We start from the raw sequence: 25,194 nt of genomic DNA on the forward strand, positions 1-25,194 counted from the left end.
TCCTCAGGCGAGACCAAACACGCCAAACATCAGGGTGGAGACGGCGGCAATGGTCAGACCGACCGCGGTTTCGTAGGGGATCAGCTTGAGGCGCTCACCGACGCCCATGTGGACGCTGCCCCCGGTGGCGTGGAAGAAGGAGCCGTGGGGCATGTGGTCGAACACGGTGGCACCGGCATGGATCATGGCGGCCCCCGCCAGACCGCTCACCCCCAGCTCCATCAGGGTAGTGCTAAACACGTTGGACGCCACCACGGTACCGGCCGTGGTCGAGGCGGTGGCCAGCGACATCAGGGCGCCCGAGATGGGGGCCAGCAGGTAGGAGGGCAGACCGGAGGCGGTCAGGCCGCTGATGAGCACATCCTTCAGACCCGAGTTCGCTATGATGCCCGCCAGGGTGCCCGTCCCCAGCAGCATGATGGCCACCGGCGCCATGCGGGCCAGACCCGAGACCGCAAACTGGTTCACCTTGCGAAACTTGCCCATCATGAGGGCGCCAACCAGGCCGCCGAGGGGCAGGGCGATGAGCGGGTCCACCACTATGCCGGCCACCGGGCGCAGGGCCAGCAGCAGTATGGCCACCAGGGGGGCGCTGATGGCGGCGGCAAAGCCCGGCAGCTTGCTGCCATTGAAGCTCACCACCTCGTCGGCGGCCACCTTGCTGCCCCGGCTGTTGAGGCGCTTGGCGAGCCAGTAGGCCATCACCAGCCCGAACAGGCCCGGGATGATGCCGGCCGCCATCACCGAGGTGAGGGGCAGGTGGAAGGCGTCCGCCGCCGCGATGGCGTTGGGATTGGGAGACATGACGTTGCCCGCCTTGCCGCCCCCTATCATGGCCAGCAATATGGCCGGTTTGGAGAGATCGGCGCGCCGGGCGATGGCCAGCGCGATGGGGGCGACCGTGATGACGGCCACGTCCACGAAGACGCCGACCGCGGTCAGGATCAGGGTGGCCAGGGCCAGGGCCAGCAGGGCCCGGGTCTCACCGAGTTTGCGGACTATGGTCTCGGCGATGGTGGTGGCGGCACCCGATTCAATCAAGACGCCCGCCAGCACCCCGGCCGCCAGGATCCGCATCACCGCCGTGGTGATCCCCTGGGCGCCGCCGATCATCAGGGCGACGGTCTGGGTCAGATCGGCGCCGCCGATCAGGCCGCCGGCCAGGGCGCCGACTATCATGCCGTAGGCGGGTGGGACCTTCTTCAGGATGAGGAAGATGGCGATGGAGAGTGCCGCGAGGGCACCAAGGGCGGTAACCGGGATCATGACGAGCACCTTGAGCTGTGAAGATGGTCGCCATTATCGGGATCCGGCGCGGGAAAGCTTTGTAATAAATGCCAAAAAAAACAGCTGTGAAAGGATGGTTTTTTGTCTGAACAGACAAATCAGTCGCCGAGATTGAGCCCGAGATAGAGCAGGAACTTGTCGTCTAACTTGTTGAAATACAACCCAGTTATCTGTTCTATCCGGCTCAGTCGATAGCGCAGGGTATTGGGGTGGATGAAGAGCGCCTCGGCGCAGGGATGCAGATCACAATCTTGCAAGAAATAGTGGCGCAGCGTCTTTTGCAGCACCCCCTTGCTGTCCGCCTGCGCCAGTTTTTGCAGCGGCGCCCGCAGCTGATCCGCCTGCCAGGAGTCCGCCAGGCTGCCGAGCAGCACCGGCAGACGGTAATCCTCGAAGAAGTAGACCTGCTTGCGCGGCGCCTGGCCCATGCCACGGCGCAGGGTATCCCGCGCCGTCTGGTAGGAGAGCGCCAGCCCTTCGATCCCGGCGAAGTAATCACCCACCCCGATACGCACCTTGAAGTGGGGGATGCGGGCCAGCAGCTGCCGGATGCGGCTGCGCTCCTGGGACGATTGCCAGACTCCCTGCTCCAGCTGGGCCGGCTTGAGCACCACTATCTCGTCCAGGCCGTTGATGGCCACCAGGTTGTCCCGCTGCGGATTTTCCAGCAGCTCCACCAGCTCCCGCAGGCGGGCGGGCTCGGCCTCCTCCAGCGCCAGCACGGCCACCACCCTGGGCTGGACGAGGTCCAGCCCGAGGAAGCGGGCCGCCTGTTGCAGCCGATCCACCCGCCCCTCGCCGCGGATGAGCTGCAACACCAGCTCCTCCTTGTGGCGCTTGTCCCATTGCAGCTGCTCGGTGAGCGCCGCCTGCTCCAGGATGAGCTCGGCGGTCATCCGCACCAGCTCGGCGTAGGCGCGCACTATGTCCGGATCCCCCGAGATGCCGATCACCCCGAGCAACTCCCCCTGATAGGCGATGGGCAGGTTGATGCCGGGTCTCACCCCCTTGAGCTCCCGGGCGGTGGCCTCGCTTATCTCCACCACCCGGTTCTCGGTCAGGGCCAGCACGGCCCCCTCGTGGCGCTGATGGAGCCGCTCCGGGTTGCCGGAGGCGATGATAAGCCCCCGTTCGTCCATGACGTTGACCGAGAACGACAGTATCTTCATCGCCCGGCTCACTATCTGCCTGGCGAGCTGTTCATTGAGCTGCACATTGGACTCCTGTGACGCGTCCCCCTGTTCGCCTCGCCACCCTGAGCGTCACATCATCAAGACAAGCGAGGAGGGGATCGCTAGAATAGGCCACTTTACTCCAAGTGACGCCGGAATCGGTATCCGCGCCGTCCCCTGGGGAGCCCGCTCCTGTCGAGCGGGCATCCAGCCGCGAGAACACCTCTATGGATTATGAATTTCGCCGCGATCCCTTCGGTGGCTATCGCGCCCGCTTCTCCATGGGCCATGAGGCCATCGGCCAGTGGCTGATCGACGAGGTGGGCAAGGACGAGGAGAAGCTCGACGAGCTGTTCGGTGTCATCGACCAGCTATCCAATCGCAGCCTGGCGGAGTACAGGCTGCTGGGGGGCGACTATTCGCTGCTGCTGACGGTAGAAGAGGCCGAGGTCAAGGCCAACGTGCTCAACATAGCGTTGGATGAGGATCTCAACGATCTCGCCTACTACGATGATGAACAGCTGGCCATGTGCGGGCTGGAAGACTTTGCCCAGGTATTGACCTCCTGGCGTGCCTTTATCCGCAACGAGGATATGGGCTGACACATTTCGGGCACAGTGCCCATCGCAACCAACAGGATTGACCATGTCCATTTACGATTTTGACGACGAACTGCCGGAAGACGAAGAACAGGAATCCAGCCAGAAAGCCGCCGTGCCTGCCAAGAAGAAGGGCAAGCAGGTGATGAACACCCAGGTGAACCTGAGCCCGCGCGATGCCAGCCGCCTCAACGGCCTGCACGTCGAAGCCATCACCACCCTGGACGATGTCAGCCTGCCGAAGAACGTCATCTTCAAGGCCGGCCTCATCGCCCTGGGGGAGCTGGAAGCGAGCAAGCGTGCCGACATCATAGCCCGGGTCATCGCCGAGTCCGGCCGATAAGCCTCCGGGCCATAAGCACCTGGACGAACCGGCAGCCTGCAAGCGCATCGATACCATCGCCCGGGTCATCGCCGAATCCGGTCGATAAGCCTCCGGGCCATAAGCACCTGGACGAACCGGCAGCCCGCAAGCGCATCGATACCATCGCCCGGGTCATCGCCGAGTCCGGTCGATAAGCCTCCGGGCGAGTCGGCAGCAAACGGGCCGATATCATCGCCAGGCTCCTCGCGAGTCAGACCCGATCCCAAAGCCGGAGCCTCAGCTCCGGCTTTTTATTGCCCGGCGCGCGCCGCCGGGAGCAGACGAGAGGCGAAAAGGGATCCGACCAGTTCCTCCCGCCTTGTGCCGGGGACGAAGGATCGCTAAGGTGCGCCCCTCGCACAAGGAGACTCAATGCTGCCACTACCCGACACTCTCATCTGGGGCGCCCTGGGGCTGGCCGTGCTGCTCTGCCTCGCCCGCCAGCGCCTGTCCGGCCTCATGCTGCTGGGGGTATCCCTGCTGCTGGCCCTCTGGCTGGAGCGCATCACGCCCCCGGCCCTGCTGTTTACCCTGGTGGGCCTGGTGCTGGCCTGGCCCGCCCTGCTCGGCCCGGGTGGCACTATGCGCTGGCGACCGCTGGCCCTGCTCATACTGCCGCTGGCGGCCCTGCTGATCACAGCCTGGCAGCTGGAGGCCCTCAGGCCCGAAGCAGGGCTGCCCCACTGGTGGTGGCTGTTTGCGTTCAACAACCTGCTGTTCACCTGCGTGGCGGAAGAGGCGCTGTTTCGCGGCCTGATCCAGCAGGGGATAGCGGCACGCAGCCGGGTCTGGCTCGGCGTGCTGGTCGCCAGCCTGCTGTTTGGCGCCGCGCACTTGGCCGGTGGCCCGCTGCTGATGCTGTTTGCCGCCCTGGCGGGGGCCTGCTACGGTCTGGCGTTCCAGCTGAGTGGCCGCCTCGCCGTCGCCATCGTCCTCCATTTCCTGTTCAACTTCGCCCACCTGGCCCTGTTCACCTACCCCCTGGCCAACCGCTGATCCCCGGCGCCCTCTGCCCCTATCTTGATGGCGACCCCTGCTCCCTATGACGCGGCCCTTGGCCTGGCTGCGGCGCGCGCAGCCTGACGGGTCACCGAGCAAACCTGCTTGGAGTGCCCTGGGTTACTTGCCCTTGAACTGCTTGACGCTGCGCTTGGCCTGGGTGCGGCGATTCGCCTGCTTGTCCCGCGGGGGGCGCTTGCCCTCTCCGCTCGCAGGCTGGTCGGTGACCGGGAAGCCTTCAAGCTCGGCCAGTGGCAGGGCGCGACCGGTCAGGGTGCGGATGGCGGCGAGGGTCTGGGCCTCCCCATGGCAGACCAGGGAGAGGGCGAGGCCTCTCTGCCCGGCGCGGGCGGTGCGGCCGATGCGATGCACATAGACGGGGGCATTGGCGGGCAAGTCCAGGTTGATCACCACGGGCAGCGCCTCCACGTGGATGCCGCGCGCCATCAGATCCGTGGCCACCAGCACCCGCACCTTGCCCGCCTTGAAATCGGCAAGCGCCTGCTCCCGCACCCCTTGTTCCTTCTCCCCGTGCAGGGCCGCCACCGCTATGCCCGCCTTGGCGAGCTTTCTGGCCACGGCGTCGGCATCGTCCCTGGCGCTGATAAACACCAGCACCTGGGGCCAGGCCTGCCCCTTGAGCAGGCTGATGAGCGCCGGCACCTTGCTGCTCTTGTTGACCAGATGGAGCCGCTCCTCGATCTCGCTCACCAGGCTGTTGAGGGGATTTGCCTCGATGCGCACCGGATCCTTCAGCAGATCTGTGGCCAGTGTCTCGAGCTCGGGGGGCAGGGTGGCGGAGAACAGCAGGGTCTGGCGATCGGTCGGCATGGCGTTCATCAGCCACTGGATATCGGGCCAGAAGCCCATCTCCAGCAGGCGATCCGCCTCATCCAGCACCAGGGCGCGCAGGTTGCCGAACCCCAGCCGTCGCTGGGCCAGCAAGTCCCGCAGCCGCCCCGGGGTCGCCACCAGCAGTTGCGGCCCCAGGGCCAGTGCGGCCTCTTGCTGCTCCTGGGCCACGCCGCCGCACAGGGTCAGGAGACGCAGCCCTAGCGCCTCGGCACCGCCCAGCAGCGCGGCGCTCACCTGGGTCGCCAGCTCCCGGGTCGGCACCAACACCAGCCCCTGCACCCGGTCGGAGGCCCCATCCAGCCCCTGTAACAGCGGCAGGCCGAAGGCCAGGGTCTTGCCGCTGCCGGTCTGGGCCAGGGCCAGCAGATCCTGGCCCATCAGCGCCGCCGGAATGGCCAGCTGCTGGATGCGGGTCGGGGTGTGCAATTCGGCAGGCAAGGTGGCCAGCAGGGCGGGATCGAGGTGGAGTTCGTCAAAGGTCATGGGGCTACGCGGCAGGAAGAAGTGGGAGGCGAAGTCTAGCCAGCCTGACCCCATAAGTAAAAGGCCGGTGAGAAGAAGTGGGGGTATATGGGCCAGCGAGTCTGATCACCTCAACCTTGAGGGCCACGGCGCCCGCAATAAAAACGGCCTGCATCAGCAGGCCGTCGGCAATCAGGGCAAGACGAAACTTACAGGGCGGCCAGGGCGGCGGCGTAGTTCGGCTCGTCGGCCACTTCGGCCACCAGCTCGCTGTGCAGCACCTTGTCGTTTTCATCCAGCACCACGATGGCACGGGCAGCCAGGCCCACCAGGGGACCGGAGGAGAAGGCCACGCCGTAGTCCTGCAGGAAGGAGACGCCACGCAGGGTGGAGAGGTTCACTACCTTGTCCAGACCCTCGGCGCCGCAGAAACGAGCCTGGGCGAACGGCAGATCGGCGGAGATGCACAGCACCACGGCGTTGTTCAGGGCGCTGGCCTGCTCGTTGAACTTGCGCACTGAGGTGGCGCAGGTCGGGGTATCGACGCTCGGGAAGATGTTCAGGATCTTGCGCTTTCCGGCGAAGGTCGCCAGGGTCGCATCGGACAGATCGCCAGCAACCAGGGAGAAGGGCTTGGCCTGCTCACCGGCAACGGGGAAATGGCCGGAGACGGAGACGGGGTTGCCTTGCAGGGTGACGGTATTGCTCATGTTAGGTCCTTGATTATCGATGGGGGATCCAGGGTTCCCAGTATAGGCCCAGCGGCGGGGGACAAACACCCGCTAACAAGAGGGATTTGTTGCCGCCTTGTCTCGCCCGTCCCGCTGAGATGGTGCAAAGAGGGGCTTGACCTTGGACTTAACACCAAGGTTTACACTGGCCTCAGACATAAGGGATCCCGCAGGGGCGGGATCCACTCAAGAGGGACTCATCATGAGCAAATCCTGCTGCAGCCATTCCCATGCCGCCCCCATCAAGGCCATCGACAAGGCCGCCCCCCATCGGCACGAGCATGACAGCCACTGCTGTGACAACAAGGCCCAGGCCAGTGACTGTGCCAGCCCGGCGCCCCAGGATCACCAGGCGCAGGGGGGCGACGAGGGCTCCCGGGATGAAGACCCCCCCAGGGGTCGTGACGCCGAGCCGGCTCACCCTCACGGCCATGACCATCACCCCCATGGAAAGGCGGCCGACGGTCCCCTGCCCTCCCCGACCCGGGACAGTCGCCGCCACAGCTGGCAGGTGCTGGGCATGGACTGCCCCAGCTGCGCCCGCAAGATAGAGACGGCCGTCGGTCGGGTGGCCGGCGTGCAGCAGGCCCGCGTGCTGTTTGCCACCGAGAAGCTGGTGGTGGATCTCGCCCCCGGCCTCTCCCCCGACCCCGTCACCGCCGCCGTGCTGGCCGCTGGCTTCCGGCTCAAGGGCGAGGCCAGTGCCAAGGCCGCCGATGACAAGCATCGCAGCCCCTGGCTGACGACACTGGGCAACTTGTTTGGCAAGTATGGGCAACCCCTGTCGCTCGCCGCCCTGATGTTGGTGGCCGCCCTGCTGCCGAGCCAGCTAGGCCAGCCGCTCTTTACCCTGGCGACACTCTGGGGGCTCTGGCCCGTCGCTCGCAAGGCCTGGGCATTGACCAGAAGCGGCTCCCCCTTCGCCATCGAGACCCTGATGACGGTGGCGGCGCTCGGTGCCCTCTTCCTCGGGGAGACCGCCGAGGCGGCCATGGTGCTGCTGCTCTTCATGCTGGGGGAACAGCTTGAGGCCTACGCCGCCGGCCGTGCCCGCGCCGGGGTCACCGCCCTGATGGCACTGGTGCCCGACCAGGCGCTGCGCATTCGTACCACAGCAGAAGGTGAAATACGGGAAGAGGTGGCCGCCGATGCACTGCGCCCGGGCGACATCATCGAAATCGCCCCTGGCGCCCGGCTGGCCGCGGATGCCCGATTGCTCGACCCGCTCGGGGCCTTTGACGAGAGCGCCCTGACCGGCGAGTCCATCCCGGTGGAGCGCCGCCAGGGGGACAAGGTGCCCGCCGGCAGTCTGGCGGCGGATCGGGTGCTGCGCCTCGAGGTGGTCTCAGAGCCCGGCAACAATGCCATCGACCGCATCCTGCACCTCATCGAGGAGGCCGAGAGCCAGCGCGCCCCCATAGAGCGCTTCATCGACCGCTTCAGCCGCTGGTACACCCCGGCCATGATGCTGGTCGCCCTGCTGGTGATGCTGGTGCCCCCGCTCGCCTTCGGCCAGGGCTGGGACGAGTGGATCTACCGGGCCCTGGCGCTGCTGCTCATCGGTTGCCCCTGCGCCCTGGTGATCTCCACCCCGGCGGCGGTCACCTCGGCCCTGGCGTCGGCCACCCGGCAAGGGGCATTGATCAAGGGGGGCGCCGCGCTGGAGCGCCTCGCCCACATCGATACCGTCGCCTTTGACAAGACAGGCACCCTGACCCTGGGCCAACCGCAACTGACCGAGCTGACAAGCCTGGATGGCCGGCCACAGGACACGCTGCTGGCCCTGGCAGCCGCCATAGAGCAGGGTTCCCACCACCCCCTGGCCCGCGCCGTGGTGGCTGCCGCGAGCGAGCAGGGGCTGACCCTGGCCAAGGCCCGGGATCTGCGCGCCCTGCCCGGCATGGGGGTGGAGGGGCACATCGACGGCGCCCTCTGGCAACTGCTGGCCCCGAGCCGGGTCACCACTCTGGATGACGCAACACGGGCCCAGGTCGCCACCTTGGAGCGCCAGGGCAAGACGGTGGTGGTGCTCGGTCAGCCGGGCGCAGCGCCGGCTGCCCTGCTGGCCCTGCGGGATCAGATCCGGCCCGAAGCGGCAGCCGCCTTGGCGGAGCTCAAGGGGCTGGGACTGAGCAGCATCATGCTGACCGGGGACAACCCCAACGCCGCCGAGGCGATCGCCAACGAGCTCGGCATGGAGTGGCGCGCCGGCCTGCTGCCTGAGGGCAAGGTGGAAGAGATTGCCAAGCTGGCCGAACAGCAGAAGGTGGCCATGATAGGGGATGGCATCAACGACGCCCCCGCCATGAAGCGAGCCAGCATCGGCATCGCCATGGGAGGCGGCACCGACGTGGCGCTCGAGACCGCCGATGCGGCCCTGACCCACAACCAGCTGGGTGGCCTGGCCGCCATGATCCGGCTGTCCCGCGCGGCGCTCGCCAATATCCACCAGAACATCGCCCTGGCGCTGGGGCTGAAAGCCATCTTCCTGGTCACCAGCCTGCTCGGCATCACGGGTCTGTGGATTGCCGTGCTGGCCGATACCGGCGCCACCGCCCTGGTGACGGCCAACGCCCTGCGCCTGCTGCGCAGGCGCTGAGGTTCAGCCAGCAACACAAAGCCGTCACCTCGGGTGACGGCTTCTCTCTTTCTCTTTCCCTTCCCCTGCACCAGCAATAAAAAAGCGCGGCTGCCGGTTGGCAGTCGCGCTTTGCTTGCTCTCTCGGCGTTATCCCACCCTTGGCAAGGTGGAATTCAACCCCGGGCTGCCGAGCCAGCCCGGAGGCGCTATCGCCTTGCTTATGGGGTAGGCGCGGTGAAGCTGACGCTCAGAGTGGGTTTGTCCTTGCTCATGGCGGTGAAGACGAACTGGTAACTGCCCGCCTTGTCCAGCGCCAATCCGACGTTACCGGTTGAACCACCGGCGCACAGGGTCAGCGGCGTGCCTACCACCAGCTTGTCACCGGCGTTGCAGGTGCCGTAGTTGACCGGCCCCCAGCTGGCGTCCGCAATCTTGACCTCGGTGTTCCCCAGCTGATCCGCCGCCACCTGGGCGGTGAACTCGTACATGAAGTTGCCAGTGAAGAGCATCTGATTGACCTCGCCCCATTCGCCGAGCAGCCCCTTCAGATAGACGGCCGTGTTGCCAAACGGCGGCACAGTGCTGAGATCCGTCTTCTTGCCCACCGGCAGACCCGCGCCCTGGGCGCCACTCTGGGGCTTGACGAACACGGCGGCAGACCAGGCCCCCAGGGTCAGCTGGTCCCCATCCACGGCGGCGCCACTGGCGATGCTGTCACTCCCGCGATGGGCCGAGCTCAATACCATGCCGGAGAGATCGATGGGCTGATCCTTGCCGTCACGGAAATCGCCGATGCGCTGGGGCGCATTGGTGGCGTTGATCATCACCACCAGGCCGTCGATGGCCGTATCCAGATCCGCGCCTGCCCCCACACCGTCATCCACGCTCATCACGATGAGACCCGGAGTCTGATCCGGCCCGGTATTGCGAAAATCGACCCGCTTGATCACCTCAGACCCGCTGCCCAGACGCAGCAGACGGGAGGATTGACGCAGCTCGGCCAGTTCCTGGTAGAAGCTCACCATCTGCGCCATCTCGGCCGGCCCCGGCTGGGCGTGCTTGCCGAGCACCAGATCGATCAGCGGGTAGTTGTCGCCATCCTTGTCCTTGCGCGGCATCCCTTGGTCGAAATTATTGTCACTCAAGCCGTAATCGACCCGGTTGTACCAGTCGCCGGAGTCATAGCTGTCCCGCTCCATGGACTTGGAACGCAGCAGCTCGCTGCCCGCATGGGTGAAGGGAATGCCCTGCCCCAGCATGGCGGTTGCGAGCGACACCCCCTGCATCCGCACCAGGTCGGCCCCCATCGGTGCCTTGTAGACGTTGATGTCAAACAGGGTCTGGTTGTCATGCTTGGAGACATAGTTCTGCACTTCGACCGGATCCTGGGCATAACCGGCGGCCTGGCCGTTGTAGTCGATGTCGGCGCCCTTCTTCGGGATGCCGTCCTTGTCGGTCAGCACGAACTCCTTGAGGTTGCCGGCCATGCCGAGGCGCACCAGATCGGACTGGTGCAGGGCGGTGGCGAGATCGACGCCATCCAGCTCGTTGGCACCCACCAGGGCGCCGTTGCCAAAGCCCTGGGTCTTGCGAATGGCTTCGCCGCCATCGAACGGACTGCCGCCGCGCACCGCGTCCCGCAGCCGATCGGAGAAGGAGCCGATGCCGGTGCCGGCCAGGTGTTTCTGGGTCGCCTGCACGAAGCGCTTGTCATTCTCCACCTCGCCGAAGTTCCAACCCTCGCCGTAGAAATAGACCTCGGGGTTGGCCTGTTTCACCGCGGCCAGGGCCTGCACCATCTGATCTTTCGGGTGGTGACCCATGAGATCAAAGCGGAACGCATCTATCTTGTAGTCCCGCGCCCAGGTCACCAGGGAGTCATCCATCAGCTTGGCGAACATGGCGTGTTCGGGCGCCGTGTTGGAGCAGCAGGTGGAGTTCTCGACCGCGCCCGTCTCCGGATTGAGGCGCTGGTAGTACCAGGGCACTATCTTGTCGAGCACCGACTTGGAACCCAGACCCGCCTCGTTGGTGTGGTTGTAGACCACGTCCATCACCAGGTTCATGCCGATGTCCTGCTTGATGGCCTTGACCATCTCGCGCAGCTCCAGGATGCGCTGGCTGCCCTCGGCGTCGGTAGCGTAGGAGCCTTCCGGTGCCGTGTAGTGGTAGGGGTCATAACCCCAGTTGAAGGAGTCCACACCGCGCAGATAGCCATACAGCTCCTGCACCACAGGGTTATCCTTGCTGTCGCTGGCTTGCAGATCTTCCAGCACCGCCGCAATGGTCTCACCGCCGCCGCAGTGGCTGGCAAACCTGGAGTTCTTGACCTCGGCATTGACCTCGCACAGCTTGCTGAAGTCGTCGTCGATGTTGGCCACCTTGGCCGGATCCTCGTTGACGGTGGCGATATCGAAGATGGGCAGCAGGTGCAGGTGGCTGACGCCGCTCTTGGCCAGGGATTTGAGGTGGGTGACGGGTACGCTGTCGCTGTCGGTCAGCCCGAGGAACTTGCCCCTGTGCTCGGGGGGCGTGGATTCGTCATTGCCGGTGAGGTCTCGCACATGGGCCTCATAGATGACGATGTCGGCGGGGTTCTGCTGGCTGTGGGGCGCCTTGAGGCCGTCCCAGCCCTCGGGTTTGAGGGCCGGATCGTCGAGATCCACCACCTGGCTGAACTCCGAGTTCATCGCCAGGCTCAGGGAGTAAGGGTCGGTCACCTGGTAGGATTCCAGCTTGCGGCTGAGCGGATGATAGACCTCGATGGCATAGCGATAGTACTTGCCGACGAGATCGCTGCCCCCCAGCAGGCTCCAGCTGCCACTGGCGCCGTCCAGCACCATGGCGCGCTCGCCGAGAGGCTTGTGCTGCTCGTCGAACAGCGCCAGCTTGACCGACTTGGCGGTCGGCGCCCAGAGCCGGAAGGTGACGTTGCCCCCCTCCATGATGGCGCCGTAGTCGAGCTGGGTGGCGGCATCGGCGTAGAGGGCATCGAGGGCACCGGCGCTCTGCACCAGGGTGGCACCCTGCAGGATGCCGTCGGCATCGGTGCCAATGGCCACCAGTTCCCCCTTGAGCAGGGGTTTGAGGTCTTTACCCGATGGCAGGGCGAAGGCGGCTGCATCCTTGAGATGCGGGTACTTGGCCTGCTGCTCCGCCGTCAGGCTGGTCGGGGTCAGCTTGAGGTAGGGGAAGTCGAATACCCCTTCGCCATTGGCGCTGATGGTGCCGGACTCTGTGTAGTAGAGGCGCACATGGGGCTTGTCCTTGCCCCCTTGCCAGATCAGGGTGTTGTCGTCGATGAGGTGGGCGCTGGCCCCCGCCACACCGAAGGCGGCGGTGAAGGCTTCGGCCCGGCTGCCGAAGATCTCGTTCTTGCCCGCGACGATGGCCACGGTGCGATCCGGGTGCTCGCTGAAGATAACCTTCATGTCGGCGCCGGTCAGATTGGCCAGATCACCGTTGCGCGCGATGAAGTTGATGCAGCCCTCCATCTTGGAAAGCGGCACCACCCAGGCCGGGCCGAAACTGTCAGCCTCCGCCGGGGTCTTGCTGCCGTCATCCCAACCGGTATTGAGGCCGCTGTCGGCGGTCGCGTTGCAGGCATCGTTGTTCCACAGATGCAGGCTGTGGTTGGCGAAGGGGCCGGTGGCCCCGCGCGCCGCCGCCGTCTGGGTATCCACCAGGGCGACGACAGCTTCATTCGGGCCAGCCACCAGCAACTCCTTGGGCGGATCCACCTGTGGCAGACGCGCCACAGGATCGGCGCTGCTGTCGTTGTCGTCAGATCCGCTGCCGTTGCAGCCGGACAATAGGGCGAGCAGTGAGGCCGCTACCAGCGCCACCTTGGTCATCTTCATATCCATATTTTTATTATTCCCGCTGTGTGAGTCCCGAGGGTCGAGACGTTCAGGCCCGGTCGGTGCCGAGCCGGTCCATATTAATCAGCGACTCAAGGGCTAAATGTGAGCGGTTGTGCATAAAAACCATACACTTTCAACAAGATAACGTTTTCATAACAGAAATTGGATCGGGCTCACAGACTCACCAGCCGAACCGGTTCATACCGGTCAAGGACCCGGTTATCGGGTGGGTGCAGGGACGGATCGGGAACAGCGCGGGGAGAAACGGATGAAATCCATCGACGAACAGGCCAGGCGGCTGGATCGGGAGTATCTGGCCATCGGCCAGCTGTTTGACCAATTCTGCCAGCAGGGCGGGGCGCTCGCCGAGCAGTATCACTTCTTCAGCTGGCCAGACTATGAGGAGACGCCCCCCATGAGCCGCGCCTTCACCCTGTTGGGGGAGCCGCGGGAGCTGAGACTGCGTTGCCAGCCCGGCGAGCGGGGCGCCCTGCAGGGCCTCATCCAGGTGATGGGAGAAGGGGAGATACGGCACGCCAGCCTGGGCTTTCGCGCCGACGGCCATCTGCTGCTGGAGTCTGGCCGCTTGCTGGACAATCCCCCCGAGCTGCTGCTCAAGTTGTTGCTGGGGGCCATCTGGCAGCAACAACCGCACGAGGAAGAGGGCAAGCATCCCTGAGGCGAGCGACGAGCCGGGGCGCCCTCCTCATGGCATGGCGTGCGGGTCACGCATTCATGGCCGGGCAATTTCGATGGTGACGTGCACCAGCTCCTCGTGGATGGCGAGCCGCTCGCGGATCTGCTGGGCAGGCACCGGGGCCGCCATCAGCAGGGAGAGCACGCAGGCATACTGCACCTGACCCACCCGCCAGACATGCAGGTCACGGATCTCGGTATCCGGCAGCTCGGCTATCAGCTCGCGGATCTCCGCCACCAGGGGAGCGTCCATCTCCGCATCCAGCAGCACCCGCCCGGTGTCGCGCAGCAGGCCCCAGGCCCAGACCGCCACCAGCACGGCCCCCACTATGCCCATCAGGGGATCCAGCCAGTCGGCCCCCCACAGCATGCCCCCCACCAGCGCCAGGATGGCCAGCACCGAGGTGGCCGCATCCGCCAGCACGTGGAGGTAGGCGGCCCTCAGGTTCAGATCCTGATGGCCGTGATGGTGATCCTGGTCGTGACCATGATCATCTTGGTGGTCGTGATGATGACCGTGGTGATGATTGTGGTGATGATCGTGGCCATGGTGATGACCGTGGTCGTCCCTGAGCAGCCAGGCACAGGCCAGGTTCACCGAGAGGCCGACCAGGGCGATACCGATCGCCTGCTGATAGTGGATGGGGCTGGGATCCAGCAACCTGGCCACCGATTCGAACAGCATGAGTCCGGCCACCCCCACCAGCAGCAGGGCGCTGGTGAAGCCCCCCAGCACCTCTATCTTCCAGGTGCCGAAGCTGAATCTGTGGTCGCGGGCAAAATGACGGGCGGCGCGATAGGCCAGTACCGACAGACCCAGCGCCAGGGCGTGGGAGCTCATGTGCCAGCCGTCCGCCAGCAGCGCCATGGAGTTGTAGAACCAGCCGCCGCTTATCTCCGCCACCATCATGATGACGGTGAGCAGCACGGCCCAGCGGGTCTTGCGTTCCGCCAGGGGATTCCCCTGGTGCACTATGGCTTGATGACAGTGAGACGAGGCGAGGGATGACATGGATTTCTCCTGAGGACGACGATGCAATATACTATACCCCAGTATAGTTTTGATGGGCGAGAGGATCCTGCATGTCACATACCGTTCACGACAAGAAGAAGCTGCTGACCCGGGTCAGGCGCATCAAGGGACAGACAGGCGCCCTGGAGAGCGCCCTGGAACAGGAGACCGACTGCGCCGCCATCCTGCAACAGATCGCCGCCATTCGTGGCGCCGTCAACGGCCTGATGCTGGAGGTGCTGGAGGGACACATGCGCGAACACCTTGGCGCCGAGGAGGCCACCCATGCCGAGCGGCTGGAAGATCTGGATCAGGTGGTGCGGGTGCTGCGCTCCTATCTGAAATGAGTGCGCCCGGGCAAGCCGGGCGCAGCGGTCAATCGAAGTCCGCGTAAGGGGTCAGCGGCTGTGGCGGCAGGTCGAGATCCCCCTGCCACGGCTTGAAGGTGTAACGCAGATAGAGCAGGAAGTGGCTCGGCGCGTAGTCATCCGCCTGCTGGATGTCGACCCGCCCGCCGACCCGCCAGTGCTCGGTCAGCCGATGCTCCACCAGGGCGTTGAGGGTATAGCCGAAGCCGGTGCTGCTGCTCCCCTCCTCCAGCGCATCCCGATCCGGCAGTGTCTCGGGGATCAACCCCTGCAACGGATAACGCAAGCCGTCATCGGTCTTGGAGGCCGACCAGGAGACAGAGCCCCCCAGCTCCCACGACCAGTCCGGGGTTCGCTGCCGGTAGTTGACCGGCACCGCCAGCGAGAAGTAGCGCTGCGGGCTGTAGTAGCCCCCCTGCCCCAGGGTGTAGGCGCTCAGGTCGTGCTCGAAGCGCCACAACATGCTGCTCAGGCCGACGCTGACCCGGCGATGTTCCTCGTTGACCACCTTGTAGTAGGTGCCCCCCATCAGGCGGGTACGCCAGTTGTCCTCTACATTCTTGCCGGTCAGCAGATGCTGTTGCAGGCTGCCCCAGTAGCCGACGGCCCCCCCCAGATCGTGACTGGCATCGACGCGCACACCATTGGCCCTGACCCCGCCCCAACGGATGCCGGTGCCGGGATCGACGGTGCCGGCATAGGAGAGCAGCGAGCTGCTGACCGGCCGGCGCGAGGCCGTGAGGGTAAAACCAAAATCGTGCCAATCGCTCTTGACGCTGGCACCGCCGACCCAGTCAACCACCTCAAAGCCAAGCGGGGTGGTACCGAGATCGAAGGCGAATCGTTCGTTGGCCCAGCCGGCCGCCAGCGTGACGCCGTCGCTCCTCTGTTGCCGTTCGCCGTAACAGTCACGCTGGTCGCAGGTGCCGAACTTCTCCCGATAGGGGGAGTCCGGCAGCGTCCCGGCATCCAGATGCACCCACTCCAGACGACCGAAGGCGCGACCCGCCGCCAGCGGGGTATCGAGCTGCAGCATCTGGGTCAGGGCCCGCAGATCCGAGACCCCGCCCGTGCCCTTGTCGCCCCAGTAATCGCTGTCGAGCGACACCGTGGTCTGACTCTGGCGGTAGTGTTTGTCGAGATCGCTGCGCAGCCCGGCGCCGAGCCACCCCTCCCCGTCACGGGCGCGGCCGATCCGGGTCAGGGAGCCATCGTCGATATCCTCGCCCGGCGCCAGCCCAGCGGCGGTCAGCGCCTTGCGATCCAGCGCCAGCGCCCCCTCGTTGTCCCCTTGCGCGAAGCGCTGACGGGCGGCATCGCGCCAGAACAGGGCCGACGCCTCGGAAGCCGGTTGGCGCGCTACCTCGGTCGAGAGGGCGTCGAAGATGGCGCTCGCCGTCTGCTCATCCCCCAATTCATGGTAGAGGTTGGCTACCTGCCGATAGAAGTTGGCTTGGCCAGCCGGCAGCGGCGAGGCCGGCCAGGCCGGCAGATAGGCGCGCGCACCCGCCCGATCCCCCTTGGCAAGCAGCAGCTCGGCCATGCCGAGGCGGGTCTGCGGATCATCCGGATCCTTGGCCAGCAGGATGCGGTAATGCTGCTCGGCCACCTGCCAGTCACCCCGCTCCTGGGCCCACTCGGCCAGCATCCGCAGTGCCTGCTCATCTGGCAGCAGCTCGGCAAGCAGCCTCTCGGCCGCCGCCTCGTCCCCTGCGGCGCGCAACCGCCGCGCCTCGTTGAAGCTGACACCACGAACCAGCCTGGCATCGAGTTCGCGCATGTCGTCGCTCCAGCCACTGGCAGGCTCACCGGCCAGCAGGGTACGAGCCTCGCTGTCCTTGTCCTGCCCGGCCAGATAGAGCGCGGTGGCGTAACGCAGTGTGGTGTCGCGCGAAGTGGCGGCGAGGCGATCGCGCAGCAGCTTCTCGCCCTGCTCGGGATGGCCGGTCGCCGCCAGCAGGTTGGCGGTGCGATAGGCCAGCCAGACATCCTGCGGCGCCATGGCCAGCGCCTGCTGGCGCTTGGCCAGGGCGGCGTCCAAATCCCCCTGCTGCTCCAGCAGGTCGGCCTCCTGTTGCAGCAGTTCAGCCTTCAAGTCGTGGCCGAGTGAGGCCAGGTTGCGACTGCGGGTCTGCGCGATGAAGGCCAGCGCCTTGGCCGGATCCTCTTCCCGGTAGAGATCAAACAGTCGACGCAAGGCCCGCTCATTGCCGGGGGCGAGGGCGAGCACCTTGCGATAGGTGCGCTCGGCCTCCGCCTTGTTGCCGCGGGCGAGCTGGGCATCCCCCACCCCGAGCCACCCTTCCGGCTCACGGCCATCGAGGCGCACCGCCTGCTGATAGAGGCTCTGGGCGCGGGCAAGATCCCCCTTCTGCTGGGCCTTGTCCGCCTGCTCGAGCAGCAACCAGTAGCGGTTGGTATCGAGCAGCCCCTGCCACTTCTGACGATCACTGACATCGGGCTGGCGCAGCACCTTTTCGAACTGGGCGATGGCCAGTGCGCGCTGGTTGTTGCGGGAATAGGCCTCGCCCAGTGCGCCCATCAGCTCGGTATCGCTCGGATTCTGGGCCAGGGCTCGTTGCAGCTCGGACAGCGAGGCGGTGCCGCTCTCGCGCCGCGCCAGCGCCTGCTGACGGGCGCGGAAGGCCGGCGACGCCCACTGGCGTTGATGATCGGCCAACAGGGTCTGGGCCTCATCAACCTCATCCCCGCTACCGAACGTAACGATGTACTGCTCGAGGGCCTGGATGCTCTGCGGCCCGACCGGCATCGACTTGATGGCGGCCAGCCAGATGTCAGAGGCCTCACTCCGGCTGCCCGGGCTCTGCGCCATCTTGCCCAGGATGGTGAACGCCTCCTGGCTGCGCCCATCATTGAGCAGGTGGCGTGCCAGACCGGCACGCACCCCGGATTGACCGGGGTACTGTTGCTCCAGCGCCTGCAGCGCCATCATCCCCCTGGCATGCTGGGCGGGGATCCTGGCTTGCAGCAGGGCATATTCGACCGCCACCTCGAGATTGGGTGGCTGACCATCGGCAAAGAGCCCCCGATAGAGGGTCAGCGCTTCCTCCAGACGGCCGGCACTGACAAACAGACGAGCCTGCTGCAACTGCTGGCGCTTGGCAGGCTCATTGAGCGCCAGATTGGCCATCCCCTGCCGATAGAGCAGCGAGTCTGGCGCCACCTGGCCGAGCTGGGCCAGCAGCCGCTTGGCCTCCTCCACCTTGCCCTGGCGCAGGGCCAGCCTGGCCTGGGCGGCCAGCAGATCGGGGTGGGCCTCGTCGATGAGGGAGAGGGAATAGAGCGAGTTGCTGACCAGATCCTCACGACCGGTCGCCTCGCCAATGCGGATCTGCTCCAGCAGCCAGCTCACCGGCTCCACCGCGCCATGGGCGGGAAGGCCGGTCAGCAATACGCCAAGCAGCAGGCTGGCGGTCAGTGTGCGTCTTGGCATGTTGCGTTCCAATTCGGCACCAGGGTACCGTCGGCGGCGAAACGATAGCGTCCTTGATCCCAGCCAGACCCGAACAGGGTCAGCACACTGCCATAGTAGGCATCGGCATCCATGCCTTGCTGGCTCACCTGCTCACGCAGCGTCTCCAGCCCCGGTTGCCCCTGCATCAGGGGGAGCAGGGCGGCGGCGAAACCGGCGCCACCCCAGCTGCTGACCTGGCCCGTCTGGGTATCGACCTTCTCAGGCACTTTGCCCTCGGCCAGCAGGGTACGCATAGGCGCGTAATGTTGCAGCAGCGCCGCCTTGGCCGGATCCTCATCGCTCAGCATGCCGAGCCACAGATAGACCCGGATGGCATCATAGCCCCCCACTGTCCCCTTCCCTTCGCTGACCTGCCAGCCGGCGGTGTCGCTCCAGTCGATCCAGTCGGGGGCAAACCCCTGCGGCGCACTCTCCATCAAGAAGCGGGGCAGCAGGGCCCGCATCTCCTTCCAGGGGCCGAGCATGGGCTCGAAGCGGGCCAGCAACTGGGGCGGCAGATAGCTGGGGTTGAGCGTCCAGCGCCCCTCTGCGGCGAAGCCGCGCGGACCCGGCAGGGCGATGGGCCCCAGCCCGGGCAGCCTGGCCACCTCTTCACGGGCCACCCGACGCAGCAGCAGGGTGCCAATGGATTCGTAGCTGTGGTTGTCCCACAGGCGGCCGGCCTCGAGCAGGCTGTAGGCAATCCACATGTCTGAATCGGAGGCGCTGTTGTCATCCTGCACGCCCCAGCTGCCATCCGGGCGCTCACCCCACTGCCAGGCCGGCAGGAAACCGGTCAGATCGCCGCGTGAGAGCTGGATCTCGGTCCACTGCAGCAACCGATCGAAGGTCTCCTTGTCGTGATTGACCAGGGCAAAGAAGAGGCCGTAACTCTGCCCCTCCGAGGTGGTGAACCGTTTGCCGCCCGCCGGGTCGATGACCCGGCCATCCTCGCTGATGTAGTCCTGTTTGAAGCGCTGCCACTCGGGCCAGTCGCAGCCGGCCATGGCCGGCAGCATGGAGAGGGCCCACAGCAACAGGCCACCAGATACGGTTTTCATCGCGTTCATTATTGCTCTTCCTTCAGGCGACGGCGGCTGATGCCGGCCAGCAGAACCCGCAGACCCCAACCCAGCAACAACATGCTGGCCAGGGCCACCATGGCGAGGTAGACGGGATGATTGGCGAAACGGTGCCACAGCTTCTCCCACCAGGGCAGGTTGCCGACCTCATAACGCTCGCCCACATCCAGGCTGGTCACGCCGGACTCACGGACGATGGCGACCGAACCCGCCACCCGTTCGCGCAGGGCCGGGGTCTGCATCGCCTCGTTGAGCAGGTCGGCACCGCTGCCGCTGTCGGCCAGCAGGGCCACCACGCTGCGCTGCTCATGGCTCGGTGACTGCAAGCCGAGGATGGCCGCGATGGCGGTGTTGCCGCGCATCCCCACCCGGGCCTCGGCCCTGCGATCCTCCAGGGTGCGCAGGAACTCGTTGCCAAGGGGCTGCATCGGCTGGTTGACCCAGCTGCGGGTCATCTCGAGCAGGGTGTCGGGCTCGGCATCACCACGAAACTCGGCGGGCAGCGAGCCGATCAACAGGGTATCGAGATCCGCGTCCCGCACCTTGGTCCAGTCGTCGGCCAGCCGCAGCGCCAGGGTCGGGTAGCCGGTCTCGGCACCGATGGCACCGGCCGTATCGAGCAGGGTGGTGATCTGCGCCGGCAGCGGCCTGGCCGGCATCACCACCTGGGTCTCGGAGAGATCGGCCATCCGGCTGAACGGGAAGCCGGCGCCGGCGAAGGCGCGCAGGTTGGGCATCTCGAGGAAGTGGCGATAGCCGGTGACATCGATGGTGGAGTTGTCATCGATGCGCACCTGCTGGCCCGTGGGCATGGTCATGTTGCAGCTGCCGTCTGAACTGCCCCCCATGTACTGCCGGGCGTACTCGAAGGCGAAGCCGAGGCGGTTGGGCTGCCCCGTCTTGAGACCCGGCATGCGCAGCACCCGCTCGTCACCATCCCCGAACAGCCACAGCGGCAGGCTGATCAGCTGCTCGCCCTGGATATCATCGGGCGGCAACGAGTAGGACTTCATGAACTGGTCGTTGATCGAGACGTCCAGCCGCGAACCATCGCGGCTGGACGGTGAGGTGTAGTGATACTTCAGATCCAGCCGCAGCCCCTGGGAGCCGATGATGTAGAGATCCGGCGGCAGGCGCAGGGTCAGGCTGAGCGGCCACAGGTTGCGGCCGGTCGCCTGCAGCTGGTTCGGGTAGTCAATGAGTTCGCCGAGGCGCACCGGCCGGTCGAGACGCACCCAGTTCGGCGCGTCATAGGGCTGGCGCGGTGCCAGCGGCTTCAACTCTTCGACCCGCACGCTCTGGCCGCGCAGCAGCACATTGCCCTGGGCCAGGGCCCGGCTCGCCATCAGCAGATCCTCGTCATTGCGCCCCAGCACCAGCAGCAGCTTGATATAGGGGTTGTCCGGGGCGCTGATCATGTCGATGGTCGGCCCCTTCACCTCGGGGTAATCCGCCAGGAAGTCGGGGCGCGCCGCGTTGGTGGCGAACACCACGCCGTTGCGCTCCGGCACCCGATTGAAGGCGACCGGGAAGTGCTGCCCGCGCCACTGGGCCTGCACCCCGAACCAGGAAGCCAGCACGGCCGCGGCCTGCTGCCCGGTCAGGGAAGGCTGGCCGGCAAACACCATGGGCAGCTCCAGCTTGCCGTGATCCTGGCTATCGAGGAAGGGCATGGGGAAGAAGGAGAGCTCGTTGCGCACCGGCAGCGTCTGTAGTTGCAACGTCAACTTGCTATCGCGGTTGACGTTGAGCCAGAGCGTCTCGCTGGCCGGGTTCTCGCACACCTTCTGGTAGTGGCCGATGAAGTTGAACTTGAGGCGGTTGAAGTCCTTGGCGTAGCGAGGATCCAGCGCGAAGCTGGCCTGACTGAGCTGCCCCATCTGCTCCTGGTTGAAGGCGGTCACCCCCATCAGCTCGTCATTGAAATAGACCTTGAGCTGGGAGATGAGCGGCAGCAGGGAGGGGGACGGCGTGTAGTCGACGGCCAGGTCGGCGCGGGTGACCACCTCGTCACGGCGCACGGTGAAATCGGCCAGGCCATCCGGCACCACGCCGCTCAGGGAGAGGGTGCCCGGGGTGGCGGCCAGCTGCTCCAGGGTCAGCGCCTGGGTGCGGATCGGTGCGGGAAAGGGCGGCAGCGGTCCTACATCAGGCGCGGTCAGTTGCGGCTCGGCCGCGACCGCACACTGGGTCATCAGCAGGATAGGGACTAGATAGCGTTGTGGTTTCATCATCCTTTCACTGTCTGTGAGGTCGGAGCCTGATACCGGAAATCCGGTGAGACGCGACGTGGAACAAACGAGAACAGCCAGCGACCCAGCCTCTCGCAAACGAAGCAAATGCCGCCAAACGGCGAATCGCGCAGCAGGCGCCAGTAAGCGCTCCAGCCGAGCAGAGTAATATCGAGCAGGCTGTGGAGCGGGCGATCCTGGCCGAGCCGCTGCTGCCACAGGGACCAGGTATCGGCGCGGGCGAAGGTGCACTGGATAAAGGCGATGTGCTGCGCCTTGTCCATGGGGTCGAGCTCCAGCCCCAGCTTGTCCCCAAAGGCGCGCTGTACCCTGGCCGGGAAGGCCGCCTCGCGCTGGCCATGGTGCAGCAGCAGCCAGACTTGCTCCTTGCCCTGCAGCGGCAGCCGGGTGGCGAGCTCGATGCCCACACCGCCGTTGGAGTAGTCCTTCAGGGTGCAGGGATAGATATGGCCGTCGGCGAGCATGATGGCGGCCGGCAAGCTCATCTCGACCCTGGGGTTGGTGCGCACCTGACGCGACTCGAAGGCCACCGCCAGCGCCCCCCCCAGAATGGTCAGGTTGTAGAGGGTCCAGAGCATGCTGAGCAGCACGGTGGGCACCTCGTCCACCAGTCCGGTGTTGATGCGCCAGATACCGAAACCCAGGCCGAGCAGATTGAGCAGGATCAGCACCAGATAGGGGCGGGAGACCCCCAGGTCCAAATAAACTTCCTCGGTCAGGCCCCCCTTGGCGGTCACGTTGAAGGTGCCCTTATGGGGTGCGAACAGGGCCACCGTGGTCGGCCGGGCGATATACCAGGCCAGCACCGTCTCGTAGACCTCACCCCAGAAGGAGTGGCGCACCTTGCCCTGCAAGCGGGAGTTGGTGATGGCGCTGTGGAAGATGTGGGGCAGCATATAGAGCGCGATGGCCGCCGCCGGGGCATAGATGATGTAGGCGTGCAGGATCAGGAAGGCGAGCGGCGCGGTCAGGAAGATGAGGCGCGGGATCCCCGACAGGAAATGCAGCATGGCGTTGAAGTAGCACAGCCGCTGGCCCAGGTTCATCCCCTTGCCGAACAAGGGGTTGTCGAGGCGCAAGATCTGCACCATGCCGCGCGCCCAGCGGATACGCTGGCCTATGTGGGCGGAGAGGCTCTCGGTCGCCAGCCCCGCCGCCTGGGGAATGCGAATGTAGGCCGAGGTATAGCCGAGCCGGTGCAGCCGCAAGGAGGTGTGGGCATCCTCGGTCACCGTCTCCACCGCAATCCCGCCGATCTCGTCGAGGGCCGAGCGCTTGATGACGGCGCAGGAGCCGCAGAAGAAGGTGGCATCCCACATGTCGTTGCCATCTTGCACCAGGCCGTAGAAGAGCGCCCCTTCGTTGGGCATCTTGCGAAAACGCTTCAGGTTGCGCTCGAACGGATCGGCCGAGAAGAAGTGGTGCGGGGTCTGAACCACCCCGAGCTTCGGATCCTTGAAGAACCAGCCCACCGTCATCTGCAAGAAGGATCGGGTCGGCAGGTGGTCACAGTCGAAGATGGCCACCAGATCGCCGCTGGCCTGACGCAGGGCGTTGTTGATGTTGCCCGCCTTGGCGTGCTCATGGGTGGTGCGGGCCACGTAGCGGATCCCGGCCTCCTCGGCAAACTGGCGGAACGCCTCGCGACCGCCATCGTCCAGCAGCCAGATGGTGAGCTTCTCCCTGGGCCAGTCCAGCGCCAGCGCCGCATAGACGGTGCCCTTGACGATGGCGAGGTCCTCGTTGTAGGTGGGGATCATCAGATCCACGCTCGGCCAGGTGGCAGGATCGTCCGGCAGCCGGGCGGGGGAGCGGTGTAGTGGCCACGCGGTCTGCCAGTAACCCAGGATCAGCACCACCCAGGCGTAGGTTTCGGCAAACAGCAGCAACATGCCGCAAAACAGGCTCATGGGGTCGAGCCAGTCCAGGGTGGAGGTGTAGCGCCACCAGATGTAGCGGCAGGAGACGGTGAGGGAGAGCACCATCATCATCAGCATGGGATAACGACCCGGCACGGCGCGCAGCACCCAGGCCATGGCGGCCAGCAGCAGCACGAATACCAGCTGCTGCTCGAGATCGAAGGGTTGGGTGATGCAGAGCAGGGAGAAGAGGCCGGCCACCACGCAGAGCAGCACGCTCTGCCAGCGAGCACTGCGAGGCGCCTTCCGTTCGACCTCGACCCCCACTTCCTCGGGCTTGCGCAACTGCTCGGAGAGCGCCCTGGTGCCCCAGCGCCAGGCTCGACGCCAGGAGGCGGGCCACTGGAAGGGTCTGGGCTCGGGACGGCAGATCAGCAGCCAGACAACCTGCAGCAGTCCCCGCAGCGGATCGCCGAAACGGGGGCGGTCCATGTGGGGGAACAGCTCGCGACCATGGACCAGCACCAGTTGCCAGTTGGATCGCTCCAGCGGCAACAGCAGCCAGGCCAGCAACCAGGCCAGGGTCAATCCTGTGGCGCCAAGGCGCGAGGCCCCACGCCGACGCAGCCAGCGGTAGCGTAGCCGCAGCCAGTGTCCGGCGGGGGGCGTCAACCAGCGAAAGGCATTCATGCGGGCTCCAGACACCAGCGGGCCAGCGCCACCAGTTCACTGGCGATCAGGCTCTCTGGCTGGTATTGACCGACCGGCTGCTTGGCGGCCAGGGACTCCGCCATGGCCTCATCCCGGTGCAGCCGGATGCTGAGCAGGGGCGCGCCCCCATCCTGCCAGAGTTCCAGCAGGTCCTGCTGCAGGGCCCGACCGCTGGCAAACTGGGTGACCAGCAGCTGCTCCTGCCGCGCGAATGTGTGCCGATAGAGACGTACATGGCAGTTGGCATCGGCATGGATCACCGTCAGCTGGCGATCGAGGTGAGGCACCTGCAAGGACCGGGGCAGATCCAGCAGCAACAGATCATAACCCTCCACCAGCTCCAGCCAGTTGAAGGCCCCCTCTCCACCACCGTGCAGCAGCAGATCCAGGCCATGCTGACAGTGGTGCAGTCCCTGGCGCCACTCCTGATCGGGGCGGCGCAAGGTGCTCCAGCCGCCGGGGGTGTCGTACGATAGGCCGAAGTGCAGCCCCAGCTGCCCCTGCGGGCAGAGATCCACCACCAGCACCCGGGCCCCCTGTTGCCAGGCGGCATAGGCCAGACCCGCCACGATGGAACTGGTTCCCACGCCATCGCGCAGCCCCTGCAAGCCAATTCTCATCATGATGCCACCCCCTTGACCGACAGCTCCGCCAACAGCGGGAAGCGACGACACAGGGCCACCAGATGCTCCTGGCGGGCGATGTCATGGTAGGGCAGCGTCACGCCGAAGGTCTTCTGCAGCAGCTCGATATCGGTTGCCGCGAAGTCTTCGACCCTGACGTCCAATGACGCGCCTGGGGTTTGCGGTTGCTGTTTCACGCTCAT

General features: G+C 65.8%; 18 protein-coding genes. 6 read left to right on the top strand and 12 right to left on the bottom strand.

Annotated features, from left to right (window positions below; genetic code table 11):
* Positions 1–3: 3 nt before the first annotated feature.
* Positions 4–1,266 (bottom strand): GntP family permease, encoded by a 1,263-nt coding sequence (locus ACLHZ1_RS09730; protein WP_427261919.1) that lies wholly within the window; start codon positions 1,264–1,266, stop codon positions 4–6.
* Between the two features lie 119 nt (positions 1,267–1,385).
* Complete coding sequence (locus ACLHZ1_RS09735) at positions 1,386–2,501, bottom strand: sugar diacid recognition domain-containing protein (protein WP_427261920.1); 1,116 nt, start codon at positions 2,499–2,501, stop codon at positions 1,386–1,388.
* Positions 2,502–2,686: 185 nt separating this feature from the next.
* Between ACLHZ1_RS09735 and ACLHZ1_RS09740 the strand changes: the two genes are divergently transcribed.
* The 3 genes from ACLHZ1_RS09740 to ACLHZ1_RS09750 all read left to right on the top strand — a co-directional run bounded on the left by ACLHZ1_RS09740 (position 2,687) and on the right by ACLHZ1_RS09750 (position 4,418).
* Positions 2,687–3,061: a YacL family protein gene (locus tag ACLHZ1_RS09740; RefSeq protein ID WP_427261921.1), complete on the top strand. Its 375-nt coding sequence runs from the start codon at positions 2,687–2,689 to the stop codon at positions 3,059–3,061.
* Positions 3,062–3,104: 43 nt separating this feature from the next.
* On the top strand, positions 3,105–3,401 hold the full coding sequence (locus tag ACLHZ1_RS09745) for a hypothetical protein (protein WP_025325671.1): 297 nt from the start codon (positions 3,105–3,107) through the stop codon (positions 3,399–3,401).
* Between the two features lie 393 nt (positions 3,402–3,794).
* Positions 3,795–4,418 (top strand): CPBP family intramembrane glutamic endopeptidase, encoded by a 624-nt coding sequence (locus tag ACLHZ1_RS09750; protein WP_427261922.1) that lies wholly within the window; start codon positions 3,795–3,797, stop codon positions 4,416–4,418.
* 123 nt (positions 4,419–4,541) lie between these two features.
* Here ACLHZ1_RS09750 and ACLHZ1_RS09755 read toward each other — a convergent pair whose 3' ends face one another.
* Entirely contained in the window at positions 4,542–5,759 is a 1,218-nt protein-coding gene (locus ACLHZ1_RS09755) for a DEAD/DEAH box helicase (protein WP_427261923.1), read from the bottom strand.
* A gap of 188 nt (positions 5,760–5,947) precedes the next feature.
* Positions 5,948–6,448, bottom strand: coding sequence for a thiol peroxidase (gene tpx, locus ACLHZ1_RS09760; protein ID WP_394294830.1), 501 nt, complete (start codon positions 6,446–6,448; stop codon positions 5,948–5,950).
* Positions 6,449–6,671: 223 nt separating this feature from the next.
* On the opposite strand from tpx, the gene ACLHZ1_RS09765 reads away from it, so the two are divergent.
* Complete coding sequence (locus tag ACLHZ1_RS09765; protein WP_427261924.1) at positions 6,672–9,068, top strand: zinc/cadmium/mercury/lead-transporting ATPase; 2,397 nt, start codon at positions 6,672–6,674, stop codon at positions 9,066–9,068.
* Positions 9,069–9,268: 200 nt separating this feature from the next.
* Here ACLHZ1_RS09765 and pulA read toward each other — a convergent pair whose 3' ends face one another.
* A complete protein-coding gene (gene pulA, locus ACLHZ1_RS09770) occupies positions 9,269–12,916 on the bottom strand; it encodes a pullulanase-type alpha-1,6-glucosidase (RefSeq protein WP_427261925.1) in 3,648 nt (1,215 codons plus the stop codon).
* 265 nt (positions 12,917–13,181) lie between these two features.
* On the opposite strand from pulA, the gene ACLHZ1_RS09775 reads away from it, so the two are divergent.
* Positions 13,182–13,592, top strand: a complete 411-nt coding sequence (locus ACLHZ1_RS09775) for a hypothetical protein (RefSeq protein WP_427261926.1) — start codon at positions 13,182–13,184, stop codon at positions 13,590–13,592.
* A gap of 54 nt (positions 13,593–13,646) precedes the next feature.
* On the opposite strand, the gene dmeF is transcribed toward ACLHZ1_RS09775, so the two are convergent.
* On the bottom strand, positions 13,647–14,621 hold the full coding sequence (dmeF, locus tag ACLHZ1_RS09780) for a CDF family Co(II)/Ni(II) efflux transporter DmeF (protein WP_427261927.1): 975 nt from the start codon (positions 14,619–14,621) through the stop codon (positions 13,647–13,649).
* A 71-nt stretch (positions 14,622–14,692) separates the two neighbouring features.
* Between dmeF and ACLHZ1_RS09785 the strand changes: the two genes are divergently transcribed.
* Positions 14,693–14,968, top strand: coding sequence for a metal/formaldehyde-sensitive transcriptional repressor (locus ACLHZ1_RS09785; RefSeq protein WP_427261928.1), 276 nt, complete (start codon positions 14,693–14,695; stop codon positions 14,966–14,968).
* A gap of 28 nt (positions 14,969–14,996) precedes the next feature.
* Here ACLHZ1_RS09785 and bcsC read toward each other — a convergent pair whose 3' ends face one another.
* Genes bcsC through bcsR form a run of 6 tightly spaced genes read right to left on the bottom strand, consistent with a single transcriptional unit; the run spans position 14,997 to position 25,194 of the window.
* Positions 14,997–18,443 (bottom strand): cellulose synthase complex outer membrane protein BcsC, encoded by a 3,447-nt coding sequence (gene bcsC / locus ACLHZ1_RS09790; RefSeq protein ID WP_427261929.1) that lies wholly within the window; start codon positions 18,441–18,443, stop codon positions 14,997–14,999.
* Positions 18,425–19,534, bottom strand: coding sequence for a cellulose synthase complex periplasmic endoglucanase BcsZ (gene bcsZ, locus ACLHZ1_RS09795; RefSeq protein WP_427261930.1), 1,110 nt, complete (start codon positions 19,532–19,534; stop codon positions 18,425–18,427). Before bcsZ ends, bcsC begins: the two co-directional genes overlap by 19 nt.
* Positions 19,534–21,777 (bottom strand): cellulose biosynthesis cyclic di-GMP-binding regulatory protein BcsB, encoded by a 2,244-nt coding sequence (gene bcsB, locus ACLHZ1_RS09800; protein ID WP_427261931.1) that lies wholly within the window; start codon positions 21,775–21,777, stop codon positions 19,534–19,536. The genes bcsZ and bcsB overlap by 1 nt, the downstream gene beginning before the upstream one ends.
* Positions 21,777–24,347 (bottom strand): UDP-forming cellulose synthase catalytic subunit, encoded by a 2,571-nt coding sequence (gene bcsA, locus ACLHZ1_RS09805; RefSeq protein WP_427261932.1) that lies wholly within the window; start codon positions 24,345–24,347, stop codon positions 21,777–21,779. The genes bcsB and bcsA overlap by 1 nt, the downstream gene beginning before the upstream one ends.
* Positions 24,344–24,991 (bottom strand): cellulose synthase operon protein YhjQ/BcsQ, encoded by a 648-nt coding sequence (locus ACLHZ1_RS09810; RefSeq protein WP_427261933.1) that lies wholly within the window; start codon positions 24,989–24,991, stop codon positions 24,344–24,346. Before ACLHZ1_RS09810 ends, bcsA begins: the two co-directional genes overlap by 4 nt.
* Positions 24,988–25,194 carry a cellulose biosynthesis protein BcsR gene (bcsR, locus tag ACLHZ1_RS09815; protein WP_427261934.1) on the bottom strand — a complete coding sequence of 69 codons (207 nt, stop codon included), beginning with the start codon at positions 25,192–25,194 and terminating at the stop codon, positions 24,988–24,990. The genes ACLHZ1_RS09810 and bcsR overlap by 4 nt, the downstream gene beginning before the upstream one ends.

The sequence above is a fragment of the Aeromonas sobria genome (assembly GCF_050266975.1).
GTDB classification, from domain to species: Bacteria; Pseudomonadota; Gammaproteobacteria; order Enterobacterales; family Aeromonadaceae; genus Aeromonas; species Aeromonas sobria_B.

What these genes read in the sequence shown, in the direction of transcription:
- ACLHZ1_RS09765 (WP_427261924.1), top strand. Translation starts at nt 6,672, where the DNA reads ATGAGCAAATCCTGCTGCAGCCATTCCCATGCCGCCCCCATCAAGGCC.
- bcsA (WP_427261932.1), bottom strand. Translation starts at nt 24,347, where the DNA reads ATGAATGCCTTTCGCTGGTTGACGCCCCCCGCCGGACACTGGCTGCGG.
- bcsB (WP_427261931.1), bottom strand. Translation starts at nt 21,777, where the DNA reads ATGAAACCACAACGCTATCTAGTCCCTATCCTGCTGATGACCCAGTGT.
- bcsR (WP_427261934.1), bottom strand. Translation starts at nt 25,194, where the DNA reads ATGAGCGTGAAACAGCAACCGCAAACCCCAGGCGCGTCATTGGACGTC.
- ACLHZ1_RS09810 (WP_427261933.1), bottom strand. Translation starts at nt 24,991, where the DNA reads ATGATGAGAATTGGCTTGCAGGGGCTGCGCGATGGCGTGGGAACCAGT.
- bcsC (WP_427261929.1), bottom strand. Translation starts at nt 18,443, where the DNA reads ATGCCAAGACGCACACTGACCGCCAGCCTGCTGCTTGGCGTATTGCTG.
- bcsZ (WP_427261930.1), bottom strand. Translation starts at nt 19,534, where the DNA reads ATGAACGCGATGAAAACCGTATCTGGTGGCCTGTTGCTGTGGGCCCTC.
- tpx (WP_394294830.1), bottom strand. Translation starts at nt 6,448, where the DNA reads ATGAGCAATACCGTCACCCTGCAAGGCAACCCCGTCTCCGTCTCCGGC.
- ACLHZ1_RS09740 (WP_427261921.1), top strand. Translation starts at nt 2,687, where the DNA reads ATGGATTATGAATTTCGCCGCGATCCCTTCGGTGGCTATCGCGCCCGC.
- dmeF (WP_427261927.1), bottom strand. Translation starts at nt 14,621, where the DNA reads ATGTCATCCCTCGCCTCGTCTCACTGTCATCAAGCCATAGTGCACCAG.
- ACLHZ1_RS09775 (WP_427261926.1), top strand. Translation starts at nt 13,182, where the DNA reads ATGAAATCCATCGACGAACAGGCCAGGCGGCTGGATCGGGAGTATCTG.
- ACLHZ1_RS09785 (WP_427261928.1), top strand. Translation starts at nt 14,693, where the DNA reads ATGTCACATACCGTTCACGACAAGAAGAAGCTGCTGACCCGGGTCAGG.
- ACLHZ1_RS09750 (WP_427261922.1), top strand. Translation starts at nt 3,795, where the DNA reads ATGCTGCCACTACCCGACACTCTCATCTGGGGCGCCCTGGGGCTGGCC.
- ACLHZ1_RS09745 (WP_025325671.1), top strand. Translation starts at nt 3,105, where the DNA reads ATGTCCATTTACGATTTTGACGACGAACTGCCGGAAGACGAAGAACAG.
- pulA (WP_427261925.1), bottom strand. Translation starts at nt 12,916, where the DNA reads ATGGATATGAAGATGACCAAGGTGGCGCTGGTAGCGGCCTCACTGCTC.
- ACLHZ1_RS09730 (WP_427261919.1), bottom strand. Translation starts at nt 1,266, where the DNA reads ATGATCCCGGTTACCGCCCTTGGTGCCCTCGCGGCACTCTCCATCGCC.
- ACLHZ1_RS09755 (WP_427261923.1), bottom strand. Translation starts at nt 5,759, where the DNA reads ATGACCTTTGACGAACTCCACCTCGATCCCGCCCTGCTGGCCACCTTG.